The sequence below is a fragment of the Bosea sp. 29B genome (assembly GCF_902506165.1).
Taxonomy (GTDB): domain Bacteria; phylum Pseudomonadota; class Alphaproteobacteria; order Rhizobiales; family Beijerinckiaceae; genus Allobosea.
The window spans coordinates 3,266,935-3,280,033 of sequence record NZ_LR733817.1 but is presented as its reverse complement, the minus strand read 5'-3'; the positions used below and the strand labels follow the sequence as shown (position 1 = coordinate 3,280,033).

The window sequence follows — 13,099 nt, the reverse complement described above, 5'->3', positions numbered from 1 at the left end:
CGGCCCTGCTCAAGCCGCCAGGCGGCGCTGCTCGATCAGCGACCACCAGCCGTTCAGCGTCGGCACGCGGGCGAGATCGTCAAAGCCGACGATGATGCCGCGTTCCTTCAACTCGCCGGCGAGGACCATGACCTGCACGGAATCGAGGCCGTAATAGATCAGGTTCTCCTCGGGATCGAGCTCGGTCTCGTCCTCGACCAGCTCAAGCACGCGCGCCTGCAGCCATTCGCGCGTCGCCTGCGGACGCTCCGCCACACCCGCCACGCTCTCGGTCGAGACCAGCGCGCCGCAGCGCGTCGCGACATAGCGCAGCGCCATCAGGTGCTCGGCCTCGGAGAAATCGGCGACGGCGTCACCGACCAGGAAGGGCTGGATATCGCTCATGAAGGCGTCGACCGCCGTCACCATACAGCCGATATGGGCGTAGACGCCGCCGATCACGAGCTGGTTGCGACCGAATGAGCGCATCCGCTCCAGCAAATCGGAACGCTTGAAGGCGCTGTAGCGCCATTTGGTCAGGACGATGTCCTCCGACCCCGGCGTCAGCTCGGCGACGACCTCTTGGAGATCAGGCGCGGCGACGGTGAGGCCCGGCCCCCACATGTCGTTGAGCAGGGCCCGGTCGCCGGCCGGCTGCTCATGCGGCTGGGCCGTGTAGACCACAGGCACGCCATTGGCCCGCGCCCAGTCGCGCAGGCGCACGAGATTGCTGATCAGCTGCGGCAGCAACTGGCCTTTCGCGTCGTAGAAGCGCAGGAAATAGCGCTGCATATCGTGGATCAGCAGGACGGAGCGCTTCGGATCGGGCCGCCATTGTGTGCGGTTGGCCGGAAAGACACTCGCCGCCGGCATCGGATAGTCGGTGATCTGCGGAATGGCCATGGAATCTCTCGTGAACTGGATGAGAAGGATCAGACGAGCTCGGCGCGCAGGCGCTTCTTGTCGATCTTGCCGACCGGGGTGAGCGGCATCGTCTCGATGAAGCGGACGCGGTCCGGCAGCTTGTATTCGGCGACGCCGAGCTCCAGCAGGTGCCGCCTCAGAACCGGCCCGCGCAGGGCCGCATCGCGGGCGACGATGAAGGCACAGCTCTTCTCGCCGAGCAGCGCGTCCTGCATGGCGACGAGCGCCGCATGCGTCACCTCGGGATGGCGCAGCAGGAGGTTCTCGATTTCCTCGGCCGCAACCTTCTCACCGCCGCGATTGATCTGGTCCTTGACCCGGCCGACCACGCGCAGATAGCCGCCGCGGACCCGCTGGACGACATCGCCGGAGTAATAGAACCCCTCCGCGTCGAAGACCTTGGCGCTGTGCTCAGGCGCCCGGTAATAGCCGCGGAAGGTGTAGGGACCGCGCGTCGCCAGCTCGCCGCTCTCTCCCTCCGGAACGGGGTCGCCATCCTCATCGACGATCTTGATCTCGTCGTCGGGGCTGATCGGCCGCCCCTGCGTGGTGAAGACGAGCTCGTCGTCATCGTCGAAACGGGTGTAGTTCACCAGCCCCTCGGCCATGCCGAAGACCTGCTGCAGCGCGCAGCCGAACACCCCGGGCACCTGCCGGGCCAGCGCCTCGGCGAAGCTGGCGCCGCCGACCTGCATCAGCCTGAGCGAGTCGAGCCGGGGCTTCTCTCTCCCCGCCGCCTCCAGCCAGAGCGCCACTGCCGTCGGCACTAGCGCAACCATGTCGACCTTGTGCTGCTCGATCAGGGAAAAGCAGGCGAACGGCTCGGGGCTCGCCGCCAGCACAACGCAGCCGCCGGCATGGAAGACGCCGAGCGCGCCGGGCGAAGACAGCAGGAAATTGTGCCCGGCCGGTAGCGGGCAGAGGAAACGCGTCCGCGGCGAGAGTCCGCAGATCTCGGCGCTCGCCCGGACGCTGTAGTCATAGTCGTTATGGGTACGCGGAATCAGCTTCGGCGTGCCAGTGCTGCCGCCGGAGAGCTGGAAGAAGGCGACCTCGTCGGCAGGCGATGGAGAGCCGGCCGGTGCGGCGCTGGTCTCCGAGGCCAGCCAGCGTTCGAGGTCGTTATAGGCGCGGTTGCCGCCGAGCAGCAGCACCAGCGACAGGCGCGGCGAGAGCGTCCTGAGCTCGGCGGTGAAAACGTCGTCGGCAAAGAGTTCGTGCGCTCGGGCTCCGATCACGAGCCGCGGCTCGATCTGCTGGGCATAGGAGGTCATCTCCAATTTGCGGTGGCTGAAGAGCGCATTGACCGGGGCGACGCCGATCTTCAGCAGCGCGAAGAAGACGATGTAGAATTCGGCACAGTTCGGCAGCTGCACCAACGCGGTGTCGCCCTGCCCGAACCCGGCTTCGCTCAATCGGTGCGCCAGGTTCGAGGCTTTGCGGTCGAGCTCGGCATAGCTGATCTGCCTGTCGCCACAGATGATCGCGATCGCGTCGGGGCGCTCCTGCCGCTGCGTGTCGAGGATGCGGGTCAAAGGCTGATCGAGCCAGTAGCCGCGCGAACGATAGCGCGCGGCGAAATCCGCCGGCCAACGCTGGAAGTCGATGGTCATACCATGGTCCTTCGATGTCAGGCGGCGAGGCCGCAGGCGCTGAGCATGGTGCCGAGCTTGGCCTGCACCTCCTCCCATTCGGAGGCGGGATTGGAGGCCTCGACGATGCCCGCGCCGGCGAAGAGCCGCAGCGTGTCGCGCCGGGCGATGCCGCAGCGGATGGTGATCGCCCATTCGCCATTGCCCTGCGCGTCGCACCAGCCGACCAGACCGGTGAACAACCCGCGCTCGAAGGGCTCGACATAGCGGATCAGCTTATGGGCGCTCTCGGTCGGGAAGCCGCAGACCGCCGGCGTCGGATGGATGACGCAGGCGAGCTGGAGCGCGGTCATCGCCGGGTCGTTCAGCGCGCCCTCGATCCGCGTCGAGAGATGCCACATCGCCGCCGTGCTCATCAGGGACGGCGCGTCGGGAACGTCGAGCTCAGCACAGAGCGGCGCCAGGATCGAGCGGATGTTCTCGATCACCAGCCGGTGCTCGTACTGGTCCTTCTGCGAGCGCTCCAATTGCTCGGCCGCGGCGCGATCGGCCTGCGGATCGGGTTGCCGCTTGGCCGAGCCGGCGAGCGGGTTCGAGACGATCCGGCCGCCCTGCTTGCGGATCAGCAACTCCGGGCTGACCCCGACAAGCTCGCCCTCGTCAGGCAGGGGAATCCTGAACAGATAGCCTTGGCTGTTCTGAGCACGCAGGCTGGCGAGAAGCCGGCCGACATCCATGCTCCCGGCGAAGCGCAGTTCGCGGACCACCGACAGCACCGCCTTGCGGACATCACTATGGCGAAAATTGACGATGGCGTGCTCGACAGCCCTCTTGAAGCCGTCCTCGTCCGGAAGGCTGCGCTGATCGAGCAGGTCGGGAACGTCCAGTTGCTCGCCTGCCGCCTGCACCGGAGCGGCCTGCTCGCGCCACTCATGGGCGGCCGGAACATAGAGGCAGGAGGGCTCGCGCACATCGAAGGGGATGGCGCCGATCAGGATCGGATTGGCCTGCCCTGCCCGCCTGGCCCGCTCGAAAGCCGCCTCAACCGCCGCGTGCAGACCCTGTCCGCGATCCTGGCCACCATGGGCTGGCACGGAGATCCACTCATGGATTCCCGATGACAACAATTCTCGCCCATTCGATGCGAATAAAGCACCAAATTTGAAATTAAGATTCTGTTTCAAGGCTAAACTTTCCAGCATTGAAGTTACTCTACTTCTAAAGAGGCTTCATTCAGCGATGCTGATCGCAGACATTGACAGCTTCTTGCTTTCGTAAGAAGCAATGTCAATCGAAATCGATTTGCAGTAATCGATTATAAATCTTCAAAACAAATGCCATGAACATGCGACAATTGACGCCTATGCAGGCGGCTTATTGGTTTGGCCGCCAATCACACACCTCCCTCGGAGGCGTGACGGCACATCTTTATGGCGAGTTCGACGGGCGCGACCTCGAGCCCGAGCGGCTGCGCGATGCCGTTCGCAGGCTCTGCCGACTGCACCCGATGCTGCGGCTGCGGGTCGATGCCGAAGGCTGCCAGCACCTCGATCCGACAGCCGACCCGCTGCCGCTCGATGTCGAGAACATGCGGGAGCTCTCGGCGGATGCGCGAGAAGCCCGCCTCCTCGCCAAGCGCCGAAGCTGGAGCCATCGCCGGCTCGATCTCGCCCGCGGCGAGGCAGCAGCGTTCGGCCTCAGCCTGCTGCCTGATGGCTTCTGCCGGCTGCATGTCGACACCGACATGATCGCGATCGATCCGAACAGCTTCCGGATCGTCATCGAGGATCTCGCCCGGCTCTACGAGCATCCCGATCAGCCGCAAGCGCCCGCCTCTCAAGGCTTCTTTGATTGGCTGGACCGGGTAGGCGCCGGAGCCGACGGCGCAAAACGGCGCGAGCGCGACAGGGTTTGGTGGCGCACCCGGCTCGCTGACGTCCCTCCGGCGCCGGAAATGCCCACAGCGCCTCATGCTCCGGCAGAGCCGGCAAGCGAGCGCCTGGCAACCCGGCTTTCATCCGATGAGCGACGCGCACTGGAGAGGCGTGCTCGCGATCTGCGGGTGACGCCATCCGTGCTGGCGCTCGGCCTTTTCGCCGCCGTGCTCGGCCGGGCGACGGGGCAGGCCCGGTTCCGCCTGAACGTGCCGAGCTTCTGGCGCGCGCCGCTCGTTCCCGATGTCGATAGAATCGTCGGCGAGTTCTCGAACGTGCTGATCCTCGGCGTCGATCTTGCAGCCGCGACGACGTTTGCCGAGCTCTGCCGCGACATCGGCCGCCAGATGGTCGAACTCATTGCGCATGAGGCTTATCCCGGCGTCAGCGTGATGCGCGACCTGTCGCGGCTGCACGGCTCGGTGCAGACCGCGCCAGTCGTCTTCACCGCCGGGCTCGGGATTTCCGGCGGCGAGCTCTTCAGCGAGACCGTCAAGCGCGTCGTCGGCGCGATGAACTGGGTGATCTCGCAGGGACCGCAGGTGGCGATCGACGCCCAGGTCGCGGCCTGCGACGGTGGCATCCTGATCAACTGGGACGTCCGCCTCGACGCACTGCCGGAGGCCTGGGTCCGCGAGACCTTCGAGGCCTATGTCGCACTGCTGCGCGAGGTCGCGGCGCGGCCGGAAGCGCTCGACGCCGCACCGACTGCTGCGAATGCGGCGCCGAGCCGGGAGCCCGCCAGCCCGACCGAAGACATGCTGATCGGCCTGCTCGGGCGCCTGTCACCGGGCGAAGCGGTGCATCAGGGTAGCGTGATCAGCGCGGCCGCCCAGGCCGAGATCACGCGCTTCCTCGACCGCTATTGCCCCACCGGTGCGCCGTCGCGTCCGGATCTCGACGAGGTGGTCACGCCTCGCAGCCTCGCCCATCTCGTCCGCGCCCGCTCCGGTGGCGCCTCCGACGAGATCGCGCGCATCTTCCTGGAGACGATCGATGCGGGATGACTTTTCCGATGCCGCGCAGGGCGGCGCCCACGGCCGGGACGAAGCGCCCCTGACCGACCTGCAGCAGGCCTATCTGCTCGGCCGCGAGCGGCATCTGCCGCTGGGCGGCGTCGCCATGCAGGAATTCCGCGAGTATCGCGGCGCGATCGACATTCAGGCGCTGCCGCAGCGCCTTCTGGCGTTGGTCGGACGGCATCCCGCCTTGCGCACCCGTATCGACGCGCAGCGGCGAGTCTCGTGGGTCTCCTCCGAGCCGACCGTCAACTATGACGAGATCGACCTGCGCGGCCTGTCACACGCCGAGGCGCTCGCCTGGATCGACGGGCAGCGTGAGGACTATGCGCATCGCCTGTTCGACCTCGCGCGCTCACCTTGGAACGTGACGGCGTTCCGCCTGCCGGAGCCGGAAGCGGATGATTCCGACCGGACGACCTGCGTGCTGTTCACCCGCTTCGATGCCCTGATCCTCGACGGCCGCGCCATCGCCTCGCTGCTGGTCGAGCTGCTGGGCGGTGAAGCACCAAGCCTGGAGGTTGCGGCCCTGCCGCTGCCGGCCGACGAGGCGAAGCGGCGCGACGACGCCGCCTATTGGGCTCGCAAGCTCCAGCCCGTCGAAGGCCCGCCGCAACTGCCCTGGACGAAGCCGCTGGAGGCGATTGCCGCCTCGCGCTACGAGCGCGAGAGCCTGACGATCGCCCGCGAGCGTTTCACTACGCTCTGCCGCCTCGCCGCCAGGGAACGCCTGTTCAAGAACACGGCGGTGACGGCCGTCATTCTCGAAACCCTGTCGCATTGGCTGGGCGAAGGCGCGCTGTGCATCGGTATTCCCGTCGCCCCCGCCGCCTCGGCCGAGCTCGCCAACCGGTCGAGCTTCATCGCCGTCAACTGGGATGCCCGACAGGGCGGCTTCCGCGAGCGCGCGCAGGCCCTGCAAGGCGATGTGTTGGAGGGGCTGGAGCATCTCTCGCAATCCGGCGTCCAGATCAGCCGCCTCCTGATGAACGCCCATCCCGGCGGGCCGGCCCTGCCTGTCGTCGTCACCAACGGCCTCGGCTGGCCGAAACTGGCGAAGGATGCCGGCATCCGCCGCCATGACGGCCTGACCCAGACGCCGCAGGTCGCTGTCGATGTCCGCTTCCGCGACGACGAAGAAGGCAACCTCGTCGTCGAGATCGACTATGCCCGCGAGGCGATCGACCGCGGAATCATCCGCGACATCCTCGCGGCGCTCGACCGGCAGGTCGCGGCGATCTGCGAACGCGGCGCCTTCGAGACCGTGCGGGGCGAGATGCTCGACCTCGGCCACTACCGGCTCAACGGCTGGGAGAGCGATTTCGCCTGCAGCCGCTTCCTGCAACGCATCGCCGATAATCTCTTCGCCGGCGACAAGGACAAGATCGCCCTGATCTCAGGCGCCCGCCGGATCTCCTATGGCGAGCTCGGCACGAATGTGGGCAAGGCGCTGGCGGCGCTGCAGCAGCGCGGCGTCGGCAAGGGCGATGTCGTCGCGATCTGCCTGCCGCGCGGGCCCGAGCACACCGCGATCACACTCGCCTGCGCGCTCTCCGGCGCGATCTGGGTGCCGATCGACGCGGCTTCACCGCCGGAACGGCTCGACTATCTCCTCGCCAATTGCCGGCCGGCTCTGGTGATATCGACAGTCCCGGTCACAGGACATGAGGCGGCGACGCCCGAGTCCCTGCTGGCGGGCGAGCCACCAGCCGATCCGCTGGCGTTGCTGCCGGCGCTGGACACGCTCTCGGCCAGCGACGAGCCCGCCTATTACCTCTACACCTCCGGCACCACCGGCCGGCCGAAATGCGTGGTGCTCTCGAACCGCGCGACCTCGAACGTCATCGGCCGCACGCTGGAGAACTGGCAGGCCGACGAAAGCGACGTCTTCATCTCGGTGACGCCGCTGCATCACGACATGTCGATCTTCGACGTCTTCGGCTGCCTGACGGCGGGCGCGACCCTGGTCCAGCCGGCGCCGGGCGAAGAGAAGGATGCGATCGCCTGGAACCGGCTCGTCGCCGAGCACAAGGTCAGCCTCTGGTGTTCGGTGCCGGCGATCCTGGAGATGCTGCTGTCCTGCCGGCGCGGCGACGAACTGCGCTCGCTCAGGCTGATCGCCCAGGGCGGCGACTACATCAAGCCGGCGGTGATCGCCGAACTGCGCCGTCTCGATCCGGCGCTGCGCCTCGTCTCGCTGGGTGGGCCGACCGAGACGACGATCTGGAGCATCTGGCACGAGATCGGTCCCGAGGACACCGGGCAGGTCCCCTATGGCCGGCCGCTGCCGGGCAATCGCTATTTCATCCTCAACGAGCGCGGCGAGCATTGCCCGCCCGAAGTCGTCGGGCGCATGCACACCGCCGGCGTCAATGTCGCGCTCGGCTATCTCCAGGACGGCGTGCTCGGCCAGAGCGATTTCGTCACCGTCGCGGATGAAGCCGGCAAGCCGGTGCGCGCCTTCCGCACCGGCGATCGCGGCCGCTATCGCCATGACGGCAACATCCTCTTCGCCAGCCGGGTCGATGGCTATGTCAAGGTTCGCGGCGTGCGCGTCTCGCTGCCCGACATCGAGGCGGAACTCGGCGCCCATCCCGAGATCCACCAATTGCTGGTGGTCGATTGCGGCGTCGAGCAGCGCGGCGAGGCCGAGATCGGCGTCGTTTATGTGCCGGCGCAAGCGGGCAAGCCGAGCGCCGCCGACTTGCGTGCCCAGGCAAGGCGCGTGTTGCCGGAGTCGCATGTCCCGACCCGCTTCGTCGAAGTTGAGACCCTGCCGCTTTCGGCGAACGGCAAGCCCGATCGCCGCAAGGCCCGCGAGCTGCTCGCGGCTGCAGCCGCTGAACGCCGCGAACCGCCGGTATCAAAGGCTGCACCGCCAGCCAACCCGCGCAGCCGCAAAATCCTCGACCTCTACCTCGCCGTACTCGGCCAAACGGCTTCACCGGAGATCGACGACACCACCGATTTCATCCGCCTCGGCCTGCTCCCATCCCACCTCAAATCCCTAGCGAGCCGCATCCGCGCCGAGCTCAACGCCGATCTGACGCCGCATCAGCTGCTGCGCTGCCGCAATGCCGGGCAGGTCGCGCTGCTGCTCCGCGAGCAGGAGCGGTGAGGCAACGCGCCGCCGCCAGCATCGTCCGAACAGGAGATTCCCATGTCGCAGGCCGATTCGCGCCGCGCCCTGATGCCGCTCACCCTGCCGCAGCTCGATTTCTGGGAGGAGTTCACCTTCCATCCTGACGAGCCGATCGCAACCGTCGCGCATTGCCTCGACATCGACGGCGTCACGGACGAGCAGGCATTGGCCGCAGCCATCACCCAGACCATTGCCGAATCCGACGCGCTTTGCGTGCGCTTCCATGTCGAAGAGGACCACGAGACGCCGCTTCAGAGCTGTGATCCGCAATTGCGGCCTGTCCTCCAGCAATATGACCTGAGGAGCGTTGCCGATCCCTTGCAGGAGGCGCGGCTGCGGATGGAGGCGGATGTTGCGGCGCCGCTCGATCTGCGCGGCGCCGGCCTTGCTGCGACCTGGCTCATGCGCGTCGGTGAGCGGCGTTATCTCTGGTATATCCGCGCCCACCACATCGTCCTCGACGGCTATGGCTTCACGCTGATCGAGCAGCGCTGCGGCCAGCTTTATTCGCAGCGCCTCACTGGGTGTGAGGCCGGCCCGGCCTTCCATCCCTTCGCCAGCTTCATCGCGGAAGAAGAGGCCTATCGCGCCAGCCGTCGGCAAGAGAGCGACCGCGCCTATTGGCGGGACGAGTTCGCCGCGCACGCTCCGCTGCCGGTATTGCATCGCGGCGACAAGCAGGCGGGTGAAGCGCCGCACGAAGTTTATGGCACGCTCTCAGCGGATGTGAGCGCCGGATTGCGCCGTCTCTCTCAGGAGACCGGCATCGGCTGGCCCGATCTGTTGGTGCTGCTCTCCGGACTCTATCTCTCGCGCAGCCTGCCGCGGCAACGGATCGACGGGCGCGAGGTCCTGGCCTTCTGGCTGCCCTTCATGAGCCGCTGGGGCAGCCTCGCCGCCCACACGCCCGCCATGGTCGTCAACATCTTGCCGTTCCATCTCTCGTTCGGGCCGGAGGAGAGCCTCGAAGACGTCCTGCGCGAGAACACCGCAACGCTGCGGACGCAGCGCCGCCATGGCCGCTACCGGATCGAGCAGATGGCCATGGACAACGGCATGCCCGAGGGCAGCCGCTATTTCTTCTCGCCGCTGATCAATGTGCTGCCCTTCAGTGCCCCGAGCTTCCACGGCTGCAAGGTAACGCGGGAGATCATGGGCAGCGGCCAGGGCGAGGGCATCGACCTCACCTTCCGCGGCGAGGACGATGGCAGCGAGCTGTCCTTCGCGATGTCGGCCGACCCGGCCATGTTCGCGAGGGAGCCGTTCGAACGGCATGGCGAGGCGTTGCCCGCCTTTCTCGCGCGGGCACTCGCATCGGAGGCGCTGGCTCGTCCGATCGCGGAGCTTTTGGCGGAGCAGCGGGAGGATGCGCTCAGCCTAGCCTGAGCGCGGCAGTGCCGTCATGCTCGCCCTTGTGGCGAGCACCCACGTCTTGAACACCGCATCTGGTGAAGGAAGACGTGGATGGTCGGGACAAGCCCGACCATGACGAAAATGGCGACATTGGCGGACGTTCACCCGTGCGGCAGATGCGTGCCAAGCTCCGCCAGCTTCACCTGCGCCCCGCCAGCCCGGCCCATCAGCGCGAAGACCGCGCTGGTCGTCGCGGTGATCTTCTCGACCTCCTGCGGCCCGTAGTGCTCGGAGCGATAGCTCATCAGCACGCGGATCGAGCGCTCGCCGGAAAGATCCACCTCCTCCATCACCTCGAAATGCAGGCCGAGCATCGATTCGTGCCGTTCGGGATCGACCTGCCGGAAGGCGATGCTGCGCCCGTCCGGCAGCGCCAGCTCGCCGTTCAGCTTGTTCTTGGCGTGGATCTGGATGAAGACCTCGAAGAGATGATCACGGCCCGGCGTCATGCCGAGCGCCTCCTCGACCAGGTCGATCGGGATTTCGCTCGATGGCAGCGACTCGTTGACCAGGTTCCTGACCTGGCCGACCAGCCCGCCGAGGCTCATCGTCTCATCGAAGCGGATGCGATGGGCGACGACGGTGGTGAAATAGCCGACCGTGTCGAAGAAAGCGGCGTCGCTGCGACCCGAGGCCGAGGTGCCAACCACCAGTTCCGGGAGCGAGCCGAGCTGGCGCAGCGAAGCGGCGATGCCGGCATAGACGACGTTGAAGAGCGAAGCGCTGCTCTGCTTGGCGAGGGCGTAAAGCCCTTCCGTCGCCTCCCGGCCGAGCTTGAACTCGACCCAGCCGCCGGCTGCGGACGCCTCCTCGCCGGCAGGCTCGGCCCGATCCTGACGCAGCAGGATCGGCTGCGGCTGTGGCGCCCCGCGCAGCATATCGGTCCAGTAGCCGAGATGCGTCTGATCGACGCCAGCCGCATCCTGGAGCCGGGCGAATTCGTGGAACGGCGCCGGCGCATCCGACCAGACCGGCATGCCGCCGGCGGCACGGACGCGGTAGCAATAGGCGATCTCGTCCATCATCAGGTTGACCGACCATTCGTCGAGCACCACGTGGTGGAACAGGAAGGACAGCACCTGCCGGCCCGTCGCCGGGTCGATCAGGAAGCGCAGGCGGAAGGGCAGTTCCTTCGCCAGGTCGAAATGGTGCTGCGCCTCGTCGCGGCGATCGACGCCCACGCTCTCGGCACTCGTCCAGAACCACTTGTATTGCGACAGCTCGGCGGCCGGCACGACCTGCTGGACCATGCCCTCGCCTTCCTGCCGGAACAGGCTACGCAGGCCGGGATGGCGTTCGAGGATATCGGTGAAGGCGCGCCCGTACAGGGCTTCGTCGACCGGCTCGAGGAAGTCGAGCGCGAAAGGCAGGTTGAAGATCTCGTTGAAGCCGAAGGCGGCATAAGCCTTCCACAACGAGGCCTGCGCCAGCGACAGCGGCGCGCTCGGAGCCTCTTCGATCGGCGCAGCTCGCGACGTTTCCGGGGCCACTTCGCCGGTGCGACGCGCCTTGAGCGCGAGCGCGGCGGCGCTCGGATAGCTGAACAAGTCGTTGAAATGCAACCCGATGCCGTGCTGGCTGAGCAGGCGCCCGATGATGCGGGTCGCGATCAGCGAATGGCCGCCATGGTCGAAGAAATCGTCGTCCGGCCCCAGCTCCGGCGCGTCGAGCGCGGCGCGAAACTCGGCGAGGATGAGGGCAGCCACGGCATCGGTTGCCGGCTCTTCGGCTGCGACCTCGCCTCCCCGGTGTGGCTTGTCGACGGCGATTGCCGATGAAGCGCCCGGCAAGGCGACCTCGCCTTCCTTCAGCCAGGCCAGGAAGCGCTCCAGCAGGACAGGGCCGATCAGCGGCGAGAGCCCCTGCCCCGTCACGAGCTCGACCGCGACGTTGCCTTGCTTGCTGCGTCCAACGGCGAAGGCGAGATCGGGGCGCGTCTCCAGGGTCGGCAACGGCAGCCGTTCGACCGACACCCCCGGCATCCGCAAGCTGTCTGCGAGATCGCTAAGCCAGTTGACGAACAGGATGGGCCGCTCTGCCCTCCCCGCGCGGCACGGCGACATCGAAGCTTTCGATGTCCGGGCAAGCACGTCCCGAATCACGGGAACGATCGCCTCTGCCGGCGCCTGTCCGTCCACGATCAGGAAGACGGCGTCTCCACCCGCGACGGATGACGGGGGATCGCCGAGCTGCGCGGTGGGTCCGCTCGGAATCAGCAGATCGATCTCGCGCTTGCCGGACAGAGCGGACAGGTAACGGGCGAACAGCGCAGCGAGGTGGGCGAGAACCTCCTGATCAGACGCATCCGGCGCGAGGCCGTTCAGGGCTTCCAGTCTGATCGTGGTGCCGTATCGCCCGGCCAGCGCCCGTTCGGACCGCGGGGCACGGAGATTGCCCAAATCGACGATGTCGAGACCCGCAACGTTTCCGCTCCGGCGCATCCAGGCCGGCAGCATCGCCGAGGCTTCGCCCGCTGCGAGCAGTGGCGTCCCAGGCGCACGCCTCACGGCGGCGGAGGTAGCAGGCACGACCGGCTCGCCAGCATAGGCCCTGCCAAGTGCAAGCAGGAGTTCCGCGGCGGGGTGAGCCGCGTCGAGGATGCGGTGCAGGATCAGCGCCAGAACCGTCTCCTGCGGACAGCTGATCACGAGCACCTCGAAAGGCGGCGCGCCATCGGTGTCCCAGCTCACCGCCTGCCGGTCGAGGATCGCCGCGATCGCCTGCTCCAGCGTATCGGCCCGGATCAGGCTGACGACGCGCCCCTCGTCGCCAGCGAAGCGTTTATGCAGCTCGCCATCCTCGCTGAAGCGGAAACGGGCGTTCAGATCGGGCCAGGCGCGCACGAGATCGCGGATCGCGCCGACGAGGCGCGCCAGATCGGGCTCGCCGATCAGCCGGCAGGCGACGACATGCTTCAGAACCGCCTCGGGAACCTGCTGCTGCGCCAGCCAGACATGTTCCTCGTATTCGCTCGGGGCCAGCGCCGACGGCGCGCCTCGGCTCGCGGCCCCTGAAAGTTTCTGCAAGGCGGCGTCGAGGCGGCGCTGCTCGGCGTGCGTCAGCACATGGTCGAAGTCGGCAGCCATCGCTGGTCTC

Annotated in this window: 6 protein-coding genes and 1 pseudogene; 3 read left to right on the top strand and 4 right to left on the bottom strand. The window is 67.2% G+C overall.

The window, feature by feature from the left end:
- Positions 1-9: 9 nt before the first annotated feature.
- Genes GV161_RS15930 through GV161_RS15920 form a run of 3 tightly spaced genes read right to left on the bottom strand, consistent with a single transcriptional unit; the run spans position 10 to position 3,697 of the window.
- The gene (locus tag GV161_RS15930; RefSeq protein WP_152016619.1) at positions 10-882 is read right to left on the bottom strand and encodes an isochorismatase; all 873 of its coding nucleotides are present in this window, start codon (positions 880-882) and stop codon (positions 10-12) included.
- 29 nt (positions 883-911) lie between these two features.
- Positions 912-2,516: a (2,3-dihydroxybenzoyl)adenylate synthase gene (locus GV161_RS15925; RefSeq protein WP_152016618.1), complete on the bottom strand. Its 1,605-nt coding sequence runs from the start codon at positions 2,514-2,516 to the stop codon at positions 912-914.
- A 17-nt stretch (positions 2,517-2,533) separates the two neighbouring features.
- Positions 2,534-3,697: an isochorismate synthase gene (locus GV161_RS15920; RefSeq protein ID WP_152016617.1), complete on the bottom strand. Its 1,164-nt coding sequence runs from the start codon at positions 3,695-3,697 to the stop codon at positions 2,534-2,536.
- 137 nt (positions 3,698-3,834) lie between these two features.
- Here GV161_RS15920 and GV161_RS15915 point away from each other — a divergent pair, with 137 nt between their 5' ends.
- The 3 genes and pseudogenes from GV161_RS15915 to GV161_RS15905 all read left to right on the top strand — a co-directional run bounded on the left by GV161_RS15915 (position 3,835) and on the right by GV161_RS15905 (position 9,976).
- The gene (locus GV161_RS15915; protein ID WP_152016616.1) at positions 3,835-5,436 is read left to right on the top strand and encodes a condensation domain-containing protein; all 1,602 of its coding nucleotides are present in this window, start codon (positions 3,835-3,837) and stop codon (positions 5,434-5,436) included.
- A gap of 25 nt (positions 5,437-5,461) precedes the next feature.
- A pseudogene (locus GV161_RS15910) lies at positions 5,462-8,566 on the top strand (amino acid adenylation domain-containing protein); the annotation flags it as partial.
- Between the two features lie 42 nt (positions 8,567-8,608).
- Positions 8,609-9,976, top strand: a complete 1,368-nt coding sequence (locus GV161_RS15905; protein ID WP_244624231.1) for a condensation domain-containing protein — start codon at positions 8,609-8,611, stop codon at positions 9,974-9,976.
- A 128-nt stretch (positions 9,977-10,104) separates the two neighbouring features.
- Here the strand turns inward: GV161_RS15905 and GV161_RS15900 are convergent, their stop codons facing one another.
- Complete coding sequence (locus GV161_RS15900; RefSeq protein ID WP_152016614.1) at positions 10,105-13,089, bottom strand: condensation domain-containing protein; 2,985 nt, start codon at positions 13,087-13,089, stop codon at positions 10,105-10,107.
- Positions 13,090-13,099 lie beyond the last annotated feature (10 nt).